General features: G+C 40.2%; 18 protein-coding genes and 1 other annotated feature. Of the genes, 9 read left to right on the top strand and 9 right to left on the bottom strand.

Going from position 1 to position 19,739, the window contains the following annotated elements; all coding sequences use genetic code 11:
* The first annotated feature begins 40 nt into the window (after positions 1-40).
* From MHI58_RS16865 to MHI58_RS16895, 7 genes are all read left to right on the top strand, one after another.
* Positions 41-613, top strand: a complete 573-nt coding sequence (locus tag MHI58_RS16865) for a TetR/AcrR family transcriptional regulator (protein ID WP_008348201.1) — start codon at positions 41-43, stop codon at positions 611-613.
* 40 nt (positions 614-653) lie between these two features.
* Positions 654-1,988, top strand: coding sequence for an MFS transporter (locus MHI58_RS16870; protein ID WP_041507827.1), 1,335 nt, complete (start codon positions 654-656; stop codon positions 1,986-1,988).
* A 268-nt stretch (positions 1,989-2,256) separates the two neighbouring features.
* On the top strand, positions 2,257-3,240 hold the full coding sequence (locus tag MHI58_RS16875) for a YncE family protein (RefSeq protein WP_045033991.1): 984 nt from the start codon (positions 2,257-2,259) through the stop codon (positions 3,238-3,240).
* Positions 3,237-3,923, top strand: a complete 687-nt coding sequence (locus MHI58_RS16880) for a response regulator transcription factor (protein WP_045033990.1) — start codon at positions 3,237-3,239, stop codon at positions 3,921-3,923. The genes MHI58_RS16875 and MHI58_RS16880 overlap by 4 nt, the downstream gene beginning before the upstream one ends.
* Positions 3,920-5,338 (top strand): ATP-binding protein, encoded by a 1,419-nt coding sequence (locus MHI58_RS16885; protein WP_024719908.1) that lies wholly within the window; start codon positions 3,920-3,922, stop codon positions 5,336-5,338. Before MHI58_RS16880 ends, MHI58_RS16885 begins: the two co-directional genes overlap by 4 nt.
* A 148-nt stretch (positions 5,339-5,486) precedes the next feature.
* A complete protein-coding gene (locus MHI58_RS16890; RefSeq protein WP_045033989.1) occupies positions 5,487-7,610 on the top strand; it encodes a glycosyltransferase family 39 protein in 2,124 nt (707 codons plus the stop codon).
* A 31-nt stretch (positions 7,611-7,641) separates the two neighbouring features.
* Positions 7,642-8,634 carry a glycosyltransferase family 2 protein gene (locus MHI58_RS16895; RefSeq protein WP_045033988.1) on the top strand — a complete coding sequence of 331 codons (993 nt, stop codon included), beginning with the start codon at positions 7,642-7,644 and terminating at the stop codon, positions 8,632-8,634.
* Positions 8,635-8,682: 48 nt separating this feature from the next.
* Here the strand turns inward: MHI58_RS16895 and MHI58_RS16900 are convergent, their stop codons facing one another.
* Complete coding sequence (locus MHI58_RS16900; RefSeq protein WP_008348215.1) at positions 8,683-10,032, bottom strand: amino acid permease; 1,350 nt, start codon at positions 10,030-10,032, stop codon at positions 8,683-8,685.
* 75 nt (positions 10,033-10,107) lie between these two features.
* Positions 10,108-10,332, bottom strand: a binding site (T-box leader).
* A gap of 91 nt (positions 10,333-10,423) precedes the next feature.
* Positions 10,424-11,098 carry an NAD(P)H-dependent oxidoreductase gene (locus MHI58_RS16905; RefSeq protein ID WP_045033987.1) on the bottom strand — a complete coding sequence of 225 codons (675 nt, stop codon included), beginning with the start codon at positions 11,096-11,098 and terminating at the stop codon, positions 10,424-10,426.
* A 220-nt stretch (positions 11,099-11,318) separates the two neighbouring features.
* Between MHI58_RS16905 and MHI58_RS16910 the strand changes: the two genes are divergently transcribed.
* Positions 11,319-11,684 (top strand): helix-turn-helix domain-containing protein, encoded by a 366-nt coding sequence (locus tag MHI58_RS16910; RefSeq protein WP_045033986.1) that lies wholly within the window; start codon positions 11,319-11,321, stop codon positions 11,682-11,684.
* Positions 11,685-11,692: 8 nt separating this feature from the next.
* On the opposite strand, the gene MHI58_RS16915 is transcribed toward MHI58_RS16910, so the two are convergent.
* The 3 genes from MHI58_RS16915 to MHI58_RS16925 all read right to left on the bottom strand — a co-directional run bounded on the left by MHI58_RS16915 (position 11,693) and on the right by MHI58_RS16925 (position 15,092).
* Positions 11,693-12,865 (bottom strand): PDZ domain-containing protein, encoded by a 1,173-nt coding sequence (locus tag MHI58_RS16915; protein WP_082055543.1) that lies wholly within the window; start codon positions 12,863-12,865, stop codon positions 11,693-11,695.
* 83 nt (positions 12,866-12,948) lie between these two features.
* A complete protein-coding gene (locus tag MHI58_RS16920; protein ID WP_007500014.1) occupies positions 12,949-13,302 on the bottom strand; it encodes a swarming motility protein SwrAA in 354 nt (117 codons plus the stop codon).
* A 344-nt stretch (positions 13,303-13,646) separates the two neighbouring features.
* Positions 13,647-15,092 (bottom strand): S41 family peptidase, encoded by a 1,446-nt coding sequence (locus MHI58_RS16925; RefSeq protein WP_041091482.1) that lies wholly within the window; start codon positions 15,090-15,092, stop codon positions 13,647-13,649.
* A 153-nt stretch (positions 15,093-15,245) separates the two neighbouring features.
* Here MHI58_RS16925 and MHI58_RS16930 point away from each other — a divergent pair, with 153 nt between their 5' ends.
* The gene (locus MHI58_RS16930; RefSeq protein ID WP_017368130.1) at positions 15,246-15,986 is read left to right on the top strand and encodes a sulfite exporter TauE/SafE family protein; all 741 of its coding nucleotides are present in this window, start codon (positions 15,246-15,248) and stop codon (positions 15,984-15,986) included.
* Between the two features lie 48 nt (positions 15,987-16,034).
* On the opposite strand, the gene MHI58_RS16935 is transcribed toward MHI58_RS16930, so the two are convergent.
* From MHI58_RS16935 to cccB, 4 genes are all read right to left on the bottom strand, one after another.
* Positions 16,035-17,297, bottom strand: a complete 1,263-nt coding sequence (locus MHI58_RS16935) for a murein hydrolase activator EnvC (RefSeq protein ID WP_045033984.1) — start codon at positions 17,295-17,297, stop codon at positions 16,035-16,037.
* Between the two features lie 114 nt (positions 17,298-17,411).
* On the bottom strand, positions 17,412-18,302 hold the full coding sequence (gene ftsX / locus MHI58_RS16940; protein ID WP_025208057.1) for a permease-like cell division protein FtsX: 891 nt from the start codon (positions 18,300-18,302) through the stop codon (positions 17,412-17,414).
* Positions 18,295-18,981: a cell division ATP-binding protein FtsE gene (gene ftsE, locus MHI58_RS16945; protein WP_008348229.1), complete on the bottom strand. Its 687-nt coding sequence runs from the start codon at positions 18,979-18,981 to the stop codon at positions 18,295-18,297. Before ftsE ends, ftsX begins: the two co-directional genes overlap by 8 nt.
* A 382-nt stretch (positions 18,982-19,363) precedes the next feature.
* Positions 19,364-19,693, bottom strand: coding sequence for a cytochrome c551 (gene cccB / locus MHI58_RS16950; RefSeq protein ID WP_045033983.1), 330 nt, complete (start codon positions 19,691-19,693; stop codon positions 19,364-19,366).
* Between the last annotated feature and the right edge of the window lie 46 nt (positions 19,694-19,739).

A 19,739-nucleotide genomic window follows, 5' to 3' on the forward strand; every position in this document is an offset into this window, starting at 1 on the left:
ACTTTGTTGCAAACACATTCATAACCTGAGGTGAGTATGCTTGTTAAAATCAACAAATCAGCGGATCATTCGCGCAACAATGGAATTATTGTCTGAAAAGGGCTATCAAAAAACAACGACAAAAGAAATTGCGACAAAAGCGAATGTAAGTGAAGCGACAATTTTTCGTAACTTTAAAAACAAACGCGGCGTGATTGCTGCCATTATGAAAATGAAATCAACACCGACCAAAACCCTTGAAGCTGAATTTAAAGACGATTTATACACCGATTTAAAATTTCTCGGTAGCTATTTCCTTGAAGATTTGACTTCAAAAAAAGAATTTATCTATATCAGCATGAGAGAACCCGCTATGTTTAAAGATTTAACAGACCATGAAAAAATTTATCCTCAAGAATTGAGAGATATGCTGATTCATTATTTCAAAAAAATGAGTGCTCAGCATCGTGTATTAGAAGGAAAAGAAGACATCTATGCAGATATATTTATTAGCACGTATTTTGGCTTTTTCATTCAACAGCTAGAGCAAGACATTCAGCTTGTTTTAACACAAAAAGAAGACTTTATTGAGACATGCACACACATTTTCATGAGAGGAATTTCCCCCACTTAACTGGGTGAAATTCTTCTTTTTTACAAAGGTGGTAAACACATTGAATCTTAAAAAAGAGAACTTGATCATTTATTCTTTGCTGCTTGGAGCTATTTTAGTTCCAGTCAATTCAACCATGATCGCAGTCGCTCTATCATCCATATCAACTTATTACGAGCAATCCATATCAAACATTACTTGGGTGGTCACGATTTATCTAATTGTCATGGCAGTCACTCAACCTATTGCGGGTAAGCTGGGAGATATATACGGCCACCGCAGCATGTATTTAGCTGGTGTGATACTCTTTTTGATTGGCTCCATTGGATGTGCTTTCGCACCTAATCTTGCTTTTCTTATTAGCTTCCGATCAATTCAAGCGGCAGGCGGAGCTATATTAACACCGAACAGCATTGCTTTAATTCGAGCAACAGTATCACATGAAAAACTTTCTAAAACTATGGGTTTTTTCGGTTTTGGAGCGGGAATTGGTGCCGCACTTGGACCTTTTATCGGCTCTATTCTCATTCAGAGCTTTGACTGGCATTCCATTTTCCTAGTGAATATACCATTTTTGATTCTCACACTTGTGACAGGCGTTTTTATGATTCCGAAGATGAAACATACGCGTTTACAAGCCAATGTAGATATCATCGGTTCGTTATACTTAACAATCGGGATCGCCACACTCATTTTGTTTACTAAAAGCCAATTATTAAACGAATACATGATCTATGGCGTTCTAGCGGTCATTTCCATTCCTTTATTTTTCAAACACGTACGGAAAGTTACAAATCCCATCATTGATTTGACATTATTTAAAAACAGTACCTTTACGAACGCTAACCTTTCTATCATGCTTAGTAATTTTGTGATGTACGCGATTCTTCTCATTATGCCGCTGTTTATGGAGCAAAAACTCGCGCTTTCTCATACACAAAGCGGGATTTTCCTTTCGATCTTTTCACTCTGTATGTCTATTAGTGGATTACTCGGGGCAAAGCTCCATCCAATAAAAGGCGCCAAAAAAATGATTCGATTTTCATTTCTCTGTCTTACTTTATCAGGTGTTATGCTGATCACACTAAGCAGCTACCCAAATTTACCACTCCTTATCATCACATTAGTCGCTGGGGGGATCTCATCAGGTATTGGCATGACTAGCATGCAGATGGCTTCTTTAACATCTGTTGATCAGAGTTTATCCGGCTCTGCATCTGGGATTTTTTCTACCTTTAGATATTTCGGAAGTATCATTTCATCTACTTTAATTGGTATATTAAGTGGTTTTCAATCTTTATTTATCATATTAATGGGCGCAGGTATTCTTGGTTTCCTCCTCTCTCATCGTCTAAAAACGAAACCCACTTCTCATTCATCTGAACACTCTGCTTAATGACTCCCTTCGCTCTATTTAGGGCGGGGGAGCTATGATTATTTGTTACTGTAACCGATTATGGATACAATGATCAAACTGTGAAAATGATCTTTTACTCATGAAAAAATGTCATATGAATAAACGAAAAAGAAATTTCAGCTTTCATTTACCTCTACTTCCCCACCTAAAAACTTCTTTTCATTTCTTCCAGCATTCATAACTTCGATTTTTTTTCACAATTTTTGTGTTATGCTTTTTGAAAATAGAGCACAAAAGGAGCAGAAGGATGAAACGAGTGAAATATTTTTTAATATGCTTGTCAGCTCTACTATTTTTCCTAGCAGGCTGCGGAAAAGACCAGCAATTTACGCCCCCTGGCAGCTCTCAATCAATTGCTGTCATTTCTCAACTAAAAAAAGCCTCCTTTTCAATCGTTGATTTACAAAAAAATAAAATTGTCTCTTCCGTTGATTTAAAACATCCTCTCACTGATCTTGTTCACATCAACAAAGACGTGATCATTGCATCAAGTAAGGAAGGACAATCTCTTATAGAAATCAATTTAAAAAAAGGAACAGCAGCGGACTATATGGATGTGAATAAAGGTCTGACTTCACTTGCGTATGATGCGGATACCAACACTTTACTTGTGACCGATTCAGAGAAAAATGTCGTTTATTTTATCGATACAGTGCACAAGAAAATAAAAGCAACTGTGAAGACCGGGACATTACCCTCTTCTATGGCGTTGTCTTCTTCTGGAACGTTGTTTGTTTTAAATGCAAAAAGTCATTCTGTTTCAGTCATTGATATTGAAAAGAAAAAAAAGATACGAACGATTTCCGTTCTAGAACGGCCATCTGGCATTCATTTTGATGGGCATTCCATTTGGGTTGGAGGACACGGTAAACCGGGCACATTAAATAAGAGCATTTTTGCTTACGACCCTAAAACAGGTAAGAAACAGCGAGAAATCAAACTAGGTGTTATGCCAGTCGCATTTTTTTCAGAAAAAAACTCTTCTACTTTATATGTATTATGTCATGGAGACCATACACTATATAAAGTAAATACCGAGAAAAACAAACTGCTTTCCTCTGTTGAGACCGGTCAAAATCCGAATTATATCACTGCTGATTCCTCATCTATATATGTCAGTAACTTAGATGACAATTCAGTATCCGTCATCGACAAACATACATTTATGTTGAAGAACCGACTAAACATCCCAGCAGGACCTTATGCTATCATGTTGGAGGAAAAGAAATGAAAGAACAGATGAATATTTTAATAGTAGATGATGAATTAGATATGCTTGAGTTAATCGGATCCTTTTTGCAGAGACAAGGCTTTAACGTGATAACTGCAAATAATGGCACGGGCGCCTTACATCAGCTTGAAAAAGAGGCCATTGACCTTGTTGTATTGGATATTATGATGCCAGATATGGATGGATTCGAAGTCTGCCAGCGCATCAGGCAAACCTCCCAAATCCCCATTTTATTTTTAACAGCTAGAAGTTATGAAGAGGATCGCATTAAGGGGCTGGAAATTGGAGCAGACGACTATATCATGAAGCCTTTTAGTCTACGTGAGCTTGCAGCTAGAATTGAAACGACATTAAGACGAATTAGAGGTCTTTCTTTAAAGCGCAGTCGAATCATGATTGGTGACTTGGAGATCGATCAAGATGGCAGACAAGTCTATCTCAAGCAAAAGCCCATCAATTTAACAAGAAGAGAATTTGATTTACTTATGTTTCTTCTGCTCAATCAAGGCCAAGTCTTTTCCCGTGAACAGCTCTATCAAAAATTGTGGGAATCACACTCACCTAGTGGCTCTTTAAGAACAGTCGATACACATATTAAAACACTAAGACTGAAATTAAAGGAAGCGGAACGGTATATTAAGACCGTTTGGGGTGTCGGCTATAAGTTTGAGGAGGACAAATGAAGCCATTATCTATTAAAAGGAAAGTGCTTTTCTTAATCCTTTCCGTTATAGGCATCGTTGCTGCCTCAGCTCTTGCCCTGACTTATTACTTATACCAGCACTTATATATAGATAAACAGATTGACTCTTTAAGTTTACAAGGAAAGAAACTGGCAGAAATCTATCACAAACACGGGAAAGACACATATTTTACTGACAGAATGAAGTGGGCAAATGACTCAAGTCAGGCAAGTGTTATTTTTACTGATGATCCTATGGAGCTTTCAAGCGGTATTCCTTTTGATACGAATACAAACGATAACCTCATTACGTTTAAAGAACGCCAAAAGCTTCTTCAGGGGAAAACAGTTGTGTTAATTAGAGAACACCCCCAGTTTCATCAAGATATTCTCGGGATTGCCATCCCTGTGTTCTCAAACAAAAATGATTTATCAGGAACCATTTTCCTCTCTATGCCTTTATCTGATGTGTATGAACCGTTTGTTCAAATTCGATTAACGCTTGGCATCTCTATTTTAATTATCCTGCTTTTGATTTTCTTTATTGGATATAAAAGTTCTAATAAAGTCGTAAGGACGATCAATCAAATGAAAGAAATTGCAATGGAAATGGAATCTGGTGATTTTTCAAAACGCATGGCTGTGACCAAAAAAGGGGATGAGTTAAATCAGCTGAGCCGTTCCTTTAATAAACTGTCCTCTACCTTAGAAAAAGTTGAACAGCATCGCAGAGAGTTCCTTGCCAATGTCTCCCACGAACTGAGAACGCCTTTAAGTTATATGAAAGGCTATGCTGAAGGAATTGAAGAAGGCATTATTGATCAAAAGAAAGGCATGCAGATTATTCAAGACGAATCCACAAGATTAAGCCGGCTCGTACATGACCTTCTTGATCTCGCACAGTTAGAGGGGGAATCTTACCCACTAACGATGGAGCCGATCGTCTTTGCGCAGCTTATTCATGATGTTCTTGATCAAATGACATTCATTGCTAGTCAAAAGAGAATCTCGTTCAACCGAGAACTTGAAGAGGATTGTATTATTTATGGTGATAGCGATCGACTTGAGCAAGTCGTTCGTAATTTATTGGACAATGCCATCCATTACACGCCTTCAGGAAAATCGATTTCGATTGAATTATTCGTTCACCAACAAACTGCTGAATTGAGAATTACAGATGAAGGCAGCGGAATTCCAAAAGGAGATCTCCCTCATGTTTCTGAGCGTTTTTACCGAGTAAATAAAGCCCGCACAAGAAAAGATGGCGGCTCTGGTCTTGGACTAGCCATTGTTTATCAAATTATAAAAAAACATCGTGGCACGTTCGTTCTTCAATCTGAACAAGGCCTAGGTACGACCGCTATTATACAATTACCAAGTGCAGAGAGCACTGAAACTCCGCCTGTCTCCTCATAAAATAAGATGACATCTTAAACAAAACAGCTCTTTTCTAGAGCTGTTTTTATTCAACAGAAAAATAAAGAATTGGCCTTTTTTTATTAACAATTTATTCATATTTGCTTGTTACACTTTTTTCAAGTTAAGAAAAAGGAGTGACAAGCTTTTGATTAGACGCTTTCAGAAATTTGATCTTTATTTATTTTTCATATTGATTTTATCTGCCATTTTAAACATTTATAACATTTGGAACGACGATACGGTGAACGCTTATTATACAGCGGCGGTCACAAGTATGATGCAAAGCTGGCATAATTTCTTCTTTGCTTCGTTCGATCCCTCAGGTTATGTCACGGTTGATAAACCACCGCTCGCCTTCTGGCTGCAAACGATCAGTGCCAAAATTTTCGGCCTGCATGGCTGGAGTGTGATCTTACCCCAAGCTTTAGCTGGCATTGGATCTGTTTATTTAATCTACCGCCTAGTCAAACCTACATTTGGCCAGGCTGCTGCAAGACTGTCAGCGCTCATTATGGCGTGTACACCAATCGCAGTTGCTGTATCTCGTACAAATAACATTGACAGCTTACTCGTCTTTATTCTTTTACTCGCAACAGCCATGATGTTCAAGGCTGTGAAACAGCAGAAAGTGCTTTGGGCGATTGCTTCTTTTGCAATGATCGGTGTCGGTTTTAATACAAAAATGCTACAAGCGTATATGATTGTACCGGCTCTCGTCCTGTTTTACATCATTGCCTATCGAACGACATGGAAGAAAAAGTTGTTATCGCTGATGATTTCAATGATTGTTCTTTTAGGTGTATCTGCTTCATGGTCTATAGCGGTTGATCTCACTTCCAAAGACAATCGTCCTTATATGGGATCAAGTCAATCGAACTCAGCACTAGAATTAGCCTTTGGTTACAATGGTCTTCAGCGGTTGACTGGTCAACAGTCTGGCGGAGGAGGCGGCACAAATCAGGGTGAGGGAAAGCCACCTTCACAGCAGGGTGATCAGCAAAATGACAATAATTCATCCACCATGCCTCAGCCGCCATCAAATGGAACTCAAAACAACTCAGACAGTTCAAACCAATCATCCAGTCAGGAACAGCCTTCAATGCAAGGACCACCAAGCAGTGCAAACGGCACAACACCACCTGATATGCCTTCAGGCGGTAATGGTGATGGACCGCCAAATGGTGGGGGCGGAAAAATGGGAAGTGGTTCTGGCATGTTTGGAACAGGAACAAAAGGGCCATTACGTCTGTTCCAATCTGAACTGTCCGATCAAATCAGCTGGCTGCTTCCATTTGCGCTCTTTGGTGCGATTGGTATCTTCTTCTCGACAGCCTTTGAAAGAAGACGTCTCAATACAAAACAAAAAGAAACACTATTTTGGTTAGCTTGGCTTATACCTGTTGCTGCATTTTTCAGTGTAGCAGGATTTTTCCATCACTATTATTTAATCATGCTGGCACCGCCAATTGCTGTATTAGCAGGAGCCGGATGGGTGTCTATGACTCAATTGTTTCAAACGGGAACTGGCTTTAAAAAATGGCTACTGCCAATTGCGATATTCGTCACAACCGCATTTGAAATCTTTATCCTATCCACATTTACAAGCACAATCGGTCTTGGATTAAGCATTGCAGTCGGTATCATTGGTGTTGGAACCATCCTTTCTCTACTCTTGATAAAAGGGAAAGAAAAACTAAAACGATTCATGTCTCTCATTGCCATCCTTGGGATGCTGATCGCACCCCTATACTGGGCAAGCACACCTCTTCTTTACGGAGGAAACAGTATGCTGCCAGAGGCTGGCCCTCAGCTTGCAACTTCAAGTGGCAGCATGAGTTCACAAGTCAATGAAAAGCTGATCAGCTATCTTGAGAAAAACAATACGGGAGAAGAATTCCTATTCGGGACAACAGATGCAACCACTGCTTCGCCTTACATTATTAAAACAGGAAAAGCTGTTATGGCATTAGGTGGATTTAGTGGATCTGATAACATTCTCACGCTTAATGAATTCAAACAGCTCGTTAAAGACGGCAAAATCAAATACTTCTATCTTTCTGGTATGAGAGGCGGCAGCTCTGACATTCTCACTTGGATTCAAAAAAATGGCAAAGAAGTATCTGCTTCTAAATGGCAGAATAGCTCTACATCCAAAACGAACCAGCAAACAGACAGCTCAGACAGCCAACCATCAAAACAAAATGATCAGTCAAATGGACGAATGGGCGGAATGGAGAGCGGTACTCTTTATGAACTATCCGTTGATTAATTCATCTATTAAAAGGGAGGAACGATGACTGATGGAAAAGAACATACAATACTCTGTTGTAGTCCCAGTGTATAATGAAGAACTTGTGATCCATGAATCGTATCAGCGCCTCAAGACCGTCATGGATTCGACGGGAGAAGCATATGAGCTTCTCTTCGTCAATGACGGCAGTATGGATCGAACAGCTGAACTGATTAAAGGGTACTGCCAGACCGATCCGCATGTGAGACTCATTGATTTTTCTCGTAACTTTGGGCATCAAATTGCCATTACAGCGGGAATGGATTATGCAAAGGGAGAAGCTGTCGTAGTGATTGATGCGGATTTACAAGATCCACCTGAATTGATTTTAGACATGATTGAAAAATGGAAGGAAGGCTATGAGGTCGTATACGCGGTCCGCACGCAACGAAAAGGCGAAACAGCTTTCAAAAAGTACACGGCTTCCCTTTTCTACCGAGTGCTACGTCAAATCACCGAAGTAGATATTCCTATCGACACCGGCGACTTTAGATTGATGGATCGTAAAGTGTGTCATGAAATGAAAAAAATACGCGAGAAAAATCCATTTGTCCGCGGATTAGTGAGCTGGGTTGGCTTCAAACAGATTGCGGTAGAATATGTTCGGGATGAGCGGTTGGCAGGAGAAACAAAGTACCCTCTCAAAAAGATGCTCAAGCTCTCGATGGATGGGATCACATCTTTTTCTTACAAACCTTTAAAGCTAGCCAGCGTGGCAGGTATTACCCTTTCAGCTATTGGCTTCATTTCGATGTTTCTAGTTTTATATTTAAAGCTTTTTACAAACAGCACCATCACCGGCTGGAGTTCATTAATTGTCATTCAGCTATTCTTTAGCGGGATCATCCTCTTTATGTTAGGCATGATCGGGGAGTATATCGGCCGAATCTACGATGAAGCCAAGGACCGGCCGCTTTATATCGTCAGGGATAGCTATGGCCTTCAGGCAAAGCCACATCCCGTTCAATCCCCTGTTCATTTTAAGCAATATAAACAGCATTAAAAAAAGCGTGCGAGACCCTTCAGAAGGTCCTGCACGCTTTTTAATAAATTAGACGGCTGTTTCAAACCGTTTTCTGTTAATAAAGAAAGAAAGTGTAATGATTAAATAAATGCCCATTGTGACCAGCGTTTGAACAATTGGTGTATTGAATACAACGCCGACAAAAATGGCCATGATCGCAATAACTGAAAACCACGTTGTGAAAGGATACAGCTTCACGCGATATCCGCCTGGCTGTGCGACGCTTCGAGATTTCAAATGACCGACGGCAATGATAAACCAGATGAATAGAACTGTGTAACTTAAAGAGCCCATTAAGTAATTAAACGTTTGACTTCCTACAAAAAGAGAAATCAATACAGCTGCATACAAGGTAGATGTACATACAAGGATGGCTCGAACAGGCACCTGCTGTTTTGACAGCTTGGAGAATCCTTTCCATACACGGCCATCCATTGCCTGTGTATAAAGCACCCGTGATGAAGCATACAAGCCAGAGTTCATAGAAGACAAAATCGCTAGTAAGATAATACCATTCATGATGTCACTAGCATACGGTACTCCGATTGTTGCAAACACTGTCACAAATGGACTTACTTGCTCATTGTTTACTTGATTCCAAGGGATTAAGCTGACAATGATAAAGAACGGCAGTACATAAAAACCGATGATGCGTACAAACGTACTTTGAATGGCCTTTGGGATGACTTTTTCAGGGTTTTTTGTTTCTGCTAACGTGACCCCAATCATCTCCGTCCCACCATACGAATACACGACAACCAGCATTGCTGCAATTAATCCGCCAGTACCATTTGGGAAAAATCCACCGTGATCCGTTAAGTTAGACAATCCAGGTGCTGCATGCTGTCCAAATGAGACAAATAGCATGGTAAATCCAATGATAATAAATAAGATGATGACAGCAATTTTAATAGAAGCCAACCAATACTCTGTCTCAGCAAACATTTTGACTGAGCAAACATTAATGATTGTGACTACAAGTGAAATGATTAACACAAGCATCCAGATTGGCACTTGTGGGAACCAGTACTGAATAAAGATGGCCGACACAATCGCTTCTGCTGCAATATTCAGCACCCACATCTTCCAATAGATCCAGTCTAAGAAATAGGCCGGATACTTTCCTAACACAGGTTCAATCAAGTCACGGAATGTTCTTGCTCCAGGTCGTGCAACGGTCATTTCGGCAAGTCCTTGCATAATAAATAATAAAATAAGACCACCAATCATGTATGCCAAAATGACAGCAGGACCCGCAATATCAATGGCAGAACTGCTTCCTTTAAACAGACCAGCACCGATGGCACCGCCAAGCGCAAGCATCATAATATGCCTTGATGTCATTGTTCGTTTTAACTGCACATGTTCCTTTTCCATTTTCTATAGCTCCTTTAAATTTGAATCTTCAGACAAATATGAGATAAAAGCATATAAAAAGGCCAGCCATCTCCTGGAAGAGACGACTGACCTTGCAACCGCGTTACCACTCTTATTGATTCAGCCATGGCTGAATCCAACTTAAAACCCGATAACGGAGGTCACACGTAAAGACTTACTATTCATTCAGTCTTACCGCTCTTTGAGCGAGTTCAATGATTCGTTTTACTGCGTTGCACCGACCCGCAGCTCTCTTAAAAAACGGATGTTCATTTACTATTCTCAAGTCAAAGCGTTTATAGTCAAATTTGTATATTCGTCAAAGATTTTATTTTTTAAATATACTGACTAACCACGCAATTGTCAACAGCCTTTTTCAGACAAACAGCGATTAACGAATCCAAACAGCTACTTCATCCATCGGGCGACGTGTTTTGCCGCGTTTTGGCTCAGTGACACGATAACCGAAGGCTGCCATGACAGAGATGTCGTATTGACCATCCTCCAGTAACCCTTCTTCTTCTAAGATACGATGGATGTGATCGTAGCTAAATCCTTCAACTGGGCATGAATCAATGCCGATCTGTGCCGCAGCTGTCATCATGTTACCTAAGGCAATATACGTTTGTTTTGAAGCCCAATCAAATAATGTACGGTCATTTTCTAGTAGATGAAGATCGTTCTCTTGGAATTCTCTGTAGCGCCCCTTGACCATTTCAAACGTTTCGTCTGTCATTCCTTTGATTTGCTTGTTGATGTATTCTGCATATGCTGAATCATAGCGGGCATCTGTTCTTGCCAAGATGATCACAAAATGGCTGGCAGTTGGAAGCTGCTTTTGCGCCCCCCATGTATACTCTTTTAATTTTTCTCTGAATGCTTCATTTTGAACAACGAGGAACTTCCAAGGCTCAAACCCTACAGAGCTTGGAGAAAGTCTTCCTGTTTCTAAAATAAATGCAAAATCATCCTCTGGAATCTTTTTCGCTGGGTCAAACTCTTTTGTCGCATGACGGAATTCATACGCCTCAATGATTTCTTTTTTTAATAGCTCTTTGTCTCGCATATTATTCATCCTTTCTAATGAACAGGTGTGTTCCCACAATCCAATTTCTTTCCATTCCCTAATAGAAATTGTTATGATAGGAAAACAAACAACCCGAATGTGTGATGTCTATCTCTATGGTAAAAGAAAAGCTTCCATTGATTCAAGTACGCACATTTTTGTTCGTTAGGTACAAACATGTTCGTTTATGACCATTTTCGTTTAAGAAAGGAATGTTGAGATGAGTGCACCATCCAATCCAGTCAGTATTGTGAATCATGGCTGTCCCGTGTCTATCACTACAAATGTCATCGGAGGGAAATGGAAAGGCGTCATCCTTTATCATTTGACTTGCGGTCCAAAGCGTTACAACGAAATACGCCGGCTTCTGCCAAGAATTTCGCAGCGTGTCTTGACGTTGCAATTACGAGAACTTGAACAAGACGGAATTGTTCACCGTGAAGTCTATGAGGAAGTTCCTCCTCGTGTCGAGTATTCACTGACTTCTCTTGGAAATACGTTAAAGCCCATTATCTTTGCCATGCGTGAATGGGGCGAATCCTATGGGAAAGAAACGCGCCCAAAAGAAAAAAGCTGCCATCTCTAGCAGCTTTTTTAAGATGAAATCGCCGTTGGCTCTTGCTCAGGATCGTCCTTCACAAACAAGATACCAAGCTGGTGATGCTCCCCTTCGTAAGAGGCGCGTTTCTCAAACCTTGTCTGACCATTGAGACCAATGATCTCGAGCTTTGTCAGAGCACGGTTGGTTTGTAGTGCTTCATAAAATTCTGAAACGGTTTTGATCTCGATTCCATTGACCTTTGTAATAATTTCTCCGATCTCAAGCTTTAAATCAGCCGCAGGGGTATTCGGAATGATACCAAGCACCATAAGCCCTTGATTCCGCTTAGAGAAAAAGAATGGTGCAGCGTTGTCATTCGCCCTCTGCTTCCATGATAAAAAGGCTCTTCCTGCAATCGCTAGAACAACAGCTCCCCACGCAATCGGCTCAAACCAAATACTTGCCGCACCTACTGCAGCAACAACTAGACCGAGCATCATTATTCGGCGTGACGTAATTTGAATACTCACAATTGGCAGCGATCCTTGAATACGCTGGCCAAAGCCGATGATGTACGGGATCACAATAAATGAAAAGCTTTGATCGTGCACTTGAAGCACAGGCCACCATGGCAGAGAAGAAGTCCATTCACCTGCCGGCATCAGCAAAACAAGTGGTAGAAGCCACAGACGGTTTGCTCGCTGCTGGCCGATCAAAAGTCCTCTCGCACTCATCACCATTGCAGGCGATGTACGTAAATGCGCCGTTCGATAGGCTAAGATGCCTTCGGTCATTAACAGTAGCCCTAACAGGATCACAACGGCTGATGCATTCATCATTGAAAGCTGCGGCAGCCAAGAATGGCTCACTTGAACAGACATCAGTCCAAATGCCGCAATAAAACTGAAACCGAGTGTGTATGCAGACGAAAGCGCACTCGCCTTAAAGAATAAAGAGAAAACGATGGTCATCGCTGCAATCAGCACGATGAATCCAGGCGGAAGGGAAATCCCTAAGCCTACAGATATGATCGATAGACAAATTCCTGGAACCCATCCTTTTGAATATGTAAATTTCAGTTCATCGTAAACATCTTCTATTCTTGTTTGAAACGCTTTTCTCTCCCGCTTTACGCGGATGTAGCCATATAATAGGCTGATTAATATCATAAAATAAAAAAGAGGATGGATTAAAAACAGACCGACCGCTTTTAATCCGGCTCCCATCCACTCCGAGCTCATTATCGTTCACCGCCCAAGTCAAGCATTTTCTCTTATTCTATCAAATAAATCGATGCTTGACATCAGGTTTATTTCTCCTGATTCATCCAAAGTGTGACATTCGACAGTGAAAAATCTTTTAAATAGTGATTTACATCTACATCTAGTATGCCGCCGAGAAGCTGCATGGACCTCTTGATGTCGGTTAAGTTTATACCAAGTCTCTTATGATTATCCATTAAATAATTGAAGTATATCTCAGCACAGTCTTCATCGATCTCGTCGACTGATTCTACCGTTGTGTAATTGACCAAGTACCTGCTTAACAGCATGAGTAGACTTAATGCCTTTGTAGCCGAAAACGTCACATCTTTCGTACGACTCTTAAGCTCCTCTACCAACTCGTAATATTTTTTCTCTCTCACAATACTTGCCCTTTTCAATTGTGTACCCCCATTTACTAGTTCTTTTAAGAAAAGCGCAAACCTCGGTACAGCTCAATGCTTAAGCTGAATATCCGCAAAAAATAAAATATTTAAAATGAGTGCTACTTTTTATTGTAAGAATTATTTATGTAACATACAACTTTCAAAAGTTTCATTTTCATGACATGTTTAAATCAACAGAAAGTCTCTTATATAAATATGTTATCGGGTAAATTCGAAGGAATGTTATGTTTTTTGTAAAATAAATGAATATATTTCTCGATATAATATATTTTTAAGAATAAATTATTACATGTTCGTAACACTTATGAACCAAAAAAAAGAGGCATTTATTCGCCTCTTTATTTTTTGAGATATAGTGCTTTTAGTGCAGTTTGTAGCTGAAGATCATTCTTTTCATAAGATTTCACTTCATCTACCATCTTGTTCATCATTTTCGCTGTCTTTAAATCAATCACACCTGATTTTTCGAGATTGTATGTGCTTTGAAATGCGAGTACAGCCTTTTTCGTTTCTTCGTCAAAATATCCATCTACTCTGCCAGGGTCAAATGACAACCCTTTTAACAATGTCTGTGCTTGTCTGACTTCTTCATTGTTCATATCAAGCTGAAGCGGTTCTTTCAGCTGGAGCGGGCCAACGGTGAAGTAATCTGGTTGATGAATCGCAATGGTCGGCACAACGCCTTTTTTGTGAATCCAATTCCCTTTCGGTGTCAGCCACTTATACAACGTTAATTTAATGTTACTTCCATCTCCCATTGGTACCGCCTGCTGCACAGTCCCTTTACCAAAGGAAACGTCACCTACCACTTCATACTTCCCTGCTTCTTTCATGGCACCAGCCAGAATTTCAGAAGCGGATGCACTTCCTTTATCAATTAAGACATTGACCGGGTATGGTTTTTGTTCTTTTCGTTTTGAAAAATATCGTTTTCGATCGCCATTCCGTTCTGCAATTTGAATATATGGCTGATCCTTTGTGATAAAATGTTTCAAAATGTCTTCCACACTTTGTAGATAGCCGCCAGGATTTCCTCTCACGTCCAGCACAAGGCCTTCCATGCCCTTTTTCTCGAGCTTATTCAAGCTTGCCGTGAAATCCTTCGCCGTATCTTCAGAGAAGCTAGAGATCGCAATATAGCCTGTTTTATGACCATTGACCTCTTTCATTGAAGCCGTTACGGTTTCAAGCGGAATTTCTTCTCGTTTGATATGGAATGTTAGCTCTTTTTCAATTCCATTTCGTCTGATTTTCAAGGCGACAGACGTTCCTTTTTTTCCTCTTATTTTCAGTACAGCATCGTTTAGGCTTTTTTCTTTCATCGACTCACCGTCAATGCTGATGATTTCATCTTTCGGTTTCAGACCCGCCTTTGCCGCAGGGGATTTTTTAAAGGCAGAGACAATGATAATCTTTCCTTCATCCATTCCAACTTCTGCCCCAATTCCTTCAAATGAGGAATCAAGTGAATCCGAAAATTGCTTTGCGGTTTGCTTGTCCATGTATACTGAATACGGATCATTTAAGGTTGAAAGCATTCCTTGTATGGCACCTTCAAGCAGCTTTTGACGATCCACTTCCTCTACATATTCATTCGAAATGAGGTCATAGGCTTTCTCAATTTTCTCCATTCCGTTTTCCTTCGCTCGATCACTTGATTGAGCTTGTCCAGCCACTGCAGCCGCTTTCGGTGACTCCGCTTGAGTCGCCTCTTTATGCGTCATAACCCCTGCACTGATGATGAGAATGACACTTGCCATGATGGATGCGATTTGTTTTTTCATATTTGGCCTCCTTCTTCAACTCTTCCTGATGACCTGAGTTATTATATGCCAGAAGAAGGGATTTCATGTAAAGACATTCTCCTAAGGAGGCTTGACTAATCATTTCATTAGGTGTAATTTTTATTTTGTTACGATCGAGAAGGAGTCTTCGCTATGTATATTATATTGACGATGCTTTTATTAGGAATTTTACTAGGGTTTGTAGGAGCTGGCGGGGCTGGTTTTGTCATCGCATTGCTGACGTTAATCTTTGATGTACCAATCCATACTGCACTTGGAACATCTTTAGCTGCTATGGCATTTACGACTTTATCTGGTGCATACAGCCACTACCGAGAAGGAAATATCCAGCTCAAATCAGGTTTGATTGTCGGTGCACTAGCTTGTATTGCTTCATTTGCCGGAGCAAAAGTGGCTCCTTTTATTCCAGAGGATAGCCTGCACTATTTAACAGCTGGTATGCTCTTTTTATCTGCTGTTTTTATGATGATCAAATTGTTTGTCCTAAAAGAAGATGCTGAGCAGCAGCCGCTTTCTTCACGCCAATTGCTGATCAGGGGCATTATATTAGGCCTTGTATCAGGGATGCTTTCAGGGATGTTCGGTATCGGATCAGCACCATTTATTCAAGTGGGGCTTTTGATTTTGCTGAAGCTGTCTATTAGACAAGCTGTTGGCACAACGATGCTAGTGATTATTCCAATCTCTATTGGCGGTGGAATTGGTTATATTTCAGAAGGCTATGTTGACTTTATCCTGCTCGTTCAGATCTTAATCGGTACCGTATTAGGGGCTTTTATTGGGGCAAAATTTACACGCCTTGCGCCGAAACCTCTCTTAAAATCCGCTGTGCTTTTAACACCTATTATTGCCGGATTACTGCTGTTATTTTAACTTCATCTACATGAAAAAAGCCGATAACATGCTGTTATCGGCTTTTTGTCAGCGGATATATTGCGCTGGATTGACTGCATTTGATTTCGCGCCATTCCATAATCCTTTATGAATTTCAAAATGAAGATGCTGGCCATCTGATTGACCTGTGTTCCCCATATATCCAAGGAATTGACCTTGCTCGACTCTTTGACCTGTTGACACACTTCTTGTTGAAAGATGAGCGTATACCGTTTGATACGTTTGGCCATTGATGTTATGTGTAATGAACACCACATTCCCATAGCTCGTCGAATAGCTTGAGTTCGTGACTGTTCCAGATGCGGCTGCAACGACAGATACAGTGCCCTTTGCAGCGATATCTAATCCGTAGTGCTGTCCGCCAGAACGTCCGCCAAAGCCTGATGAGAAACGGCCTGCAGCTGGCTTAATGAAACCTGAGCTACTTGCTGGTGTATCTGACACTTGATCAGATCCTCCACTTGGTGCAGGTGCACTTTTTTCAGCAGCTGCTTGTTCTGCTTTCTTCGCTTCTTCTTTTTGACGGCGTGCCTCTTCAGACTTTACCGCCGCTTTTTGATTCGCTAAAATTTCTTGTTCATTTTCGAGATTGCCCAGCTCATCATGTGCATGTTTCTTTTTATCTGTCACATCACCTAGGATTTTCCCTTTTTCCTTATACTTCTTAGATAGGTCCTTTTTCAACGTTTCAAGCTCTTTCAAAGATGTTTCAAGTCCACTTAGCTGTTTATTTAGCTCTGCTTCTTTTTGCTCTACTAGCTCCAAATCATTTTCGTGTTCTGTAATCATGTCTTTATCTGCTTCGACGATGGTTGTAACAGCTCCCACACGACTGACAAAATCACTAAAGCTACGAGCACCTAGCAGCACATCTAAATAGTTGATTGTACCGCCACTTTTTTGCATAGAACGAATTCGATCTTTGAAAATCGCTTTTCTCTTTTCAATTCGCTCGTTGATGACTTCAATCTCTTTTTTTAGTTTTTTGATCTCTTGTTTCGTCTGTTTGACCTCTTTTTCTTTTTCAGCGACTTTTTCAGTTGCGGCACTTACTTTTTGGTCAATTTTTTCAATTTCTTGCTTTAGCTTTGATTCTTTCTTTTCAAGCTTTGCCAGTTCTGATTTCTTTTTCTTCAAGGTTGATTCAGTCTTCGATGTTTTCTCTTCAATTTGTTGACGTTTTTGATCTAGGTCTTCGTATGCGAATGCACGATTTTCGTTCCCTGGAATGTATAGCCACGTTGTTCCAATAAACGCTGCCATTCCAGCCATCATCAGCTTTCTTTTCAAAACGATATTCCCCTCCCATGACAACTGCCTGCATAAAGAGTCGACCGGATGAATTGGATCAACCGGTCACACCTTCTATAGAATCTTCGAGTGCTGCCATCAATATAAATAGATTTATACTTTCAAGAATTTACGGATGGACGTTAAACTTCCCCACACACCGATAATGGCACCGATCAATAGAAGGATCAGTGATACTTGATAGACAAACGGATTGTATGGAAGCATTGAAATAAATGAACCTTGTACCCTTGGCGCCACCCAGCCGACAGCATAATGATATGTGCCAAGCAATACAGCGATTGGTATAATCGAGCCAAATACACCAAGTAGTAATCCTTCGATGAAGAACGGCCAGCGGATAAACCAGTTCGTTGCACCTACTAGTTTCATAATCTCAATTTCTTTACGTCTAGCAAAAATCGTAATTTTGATCGTATTGGAAATCAAGAACATCGCTGTAAATAAAAGCCCAATAATAAGTGCGATGCCGACATTACGTGCCACTCCGACAACATTAAAGAGTCGGCTGACCTCTTCTTTTCCATAAGTGACTTTATACGTCCCTTTTAGGTTTTCTAATTTTTTCGCTACTTTTGGTGTATCGTGGGGATCTGTTGTTTTCACAATAAACGCATCATTTAATGGATTTTCTTGATCAACCAGTCCCATAGATTGTCCATTTTCACCAAAGCTTTTAATCAGTGCTTTTAGTTCATCATCCTTGGATGAATATTTCACATCACTGATTTCAGGAATCTTCTCAATTTCTGCTTTTAATTCATCCTGCTGCTTTTGATTCGCAGTTAAATCGATGAGAACTTTTACTTCTACTTCTTTCTCAGCGTTCGATGCCATGTTATTCAAGTTGAGCATAATGACAAGAAAAACCCCAACTAAAATCAATGTGACAGTAACCGCACTAATTGATGCAAATGTCATCCACGTGTTTCTTCCAAGTGAACGGAAGCTCTCACGTAAATGCCGCGAGAGAGTTTTAATCATAAATTCCGTACTCCCCTCTTGCTTCGTCACGCACAATCATTCCATCTTCGATTGCGATGACGCGTTTCTTCATGCTGTTTACAATCTCTTTGTTGTGTGTCGCCATGACAACTGTTGTTCCGCGGTTATTAATCTCTTCGAGTGTCTTCATGATTTCCCATGAAGTATCTGGATCAAGGTTTCCTGTCGGTTCGTCTGCAATGACAACCTCAGGATGATTGACGATCGAACGAGCGATCGATACACGCTGCTGTTCACCGCCGGAAAGCTGATCTGGAAATTGACGAGCTTTGTGCTTTAATTGCACCAAATCAAGTACCTCAAGCACTTTTTTCTTAATAATACTTGGCTGTTCACCAATGACTTCAAGAGCAAATGCCACGTTCTCAAAGACCGTAAGACTTGGAAGTAGTTTGAAATCTTGGAATACTACGCCAATTTCTCTTCTCACATAAGGAATTTCTTTTTCCTTCATCGAGCCTAAATCTTTGTTATTAATTAAGATTTTCCCTTTTGTTGGCTTCTCTTCACGATACATCATTTTAATGAACGTGGATTTACCAGCGCCACTGGGACCAACAACATACACAAACTCTCCTGGATGGATAGAGACATTGATTCCATTGATCGCCTTTACACCATTAGGATAGATCTTATAGACTTCCTTCATTTCAATCATGTAATCACCTAATCTTTTCTTATTCGCTGTCAAACAGCTTATCATGATGTTCTGACACTTCTCGTCAAAAAACGTTATGTATGGTCACGCACATACCCTTCGATACGCACAAGCAATTTATGTCCTTTTCATCCAAAAAGATGAAAAAATTGAATCGTCTAAATTTCAACAACTCCAATTATACGTCATGAATCGACGCAATGGTATTACATTTATATTTCAAAACTTATAAATAAAAGGTAAATAGAGCAATCAAAACCGAAAAACGTGTCTTTTTACCCTTATTTTTTAAATAAAATTTAATATAATACGTTTTCATACTATCCAAAAGTCTTTTTCTACAAATAGAAAATAAAAAAACCTTGTCGATTAGACAAAGGTTTTATTTTTTCTCTGCAAGCCATTTGGCGACTTCTTTTGCTTGTTTTTCATCTACCATTCCACTTGGCATAGATCCTTTACCGTTCTGGGCAATATCTGCAATTTGGCTTTCATTATATTTCTTTCCGACTTCTTTCAGACTTGGACCGCCTCCGCCAGATAAGTCTTTTCCATGACAGCCAATACAGTTTTGCTGATAAATCTCTTCACCACTGCTCACATTTGAAGCACTTTTACTGCCTTCTTTGTCACTGCTGCTTGAATTTCCTCCACAGGCCGCAAGTACAAAAAGCATAGCGAAAAAAAGAAGCGTTAATCCGCTCTTTTTCATGTATTTTCCTCCCTTACAATCATTTGGTCAACGTTATTATATCCTT

It is taken from the genome of Bacillus sp. FSL K6-2869 (genome assembly GCF_040869405.1).
GTDB lineage: Bacteria > Bacillota > Bacilli > Bacillales > Bacillaceae > Bacillus > Bacillus altitudinis.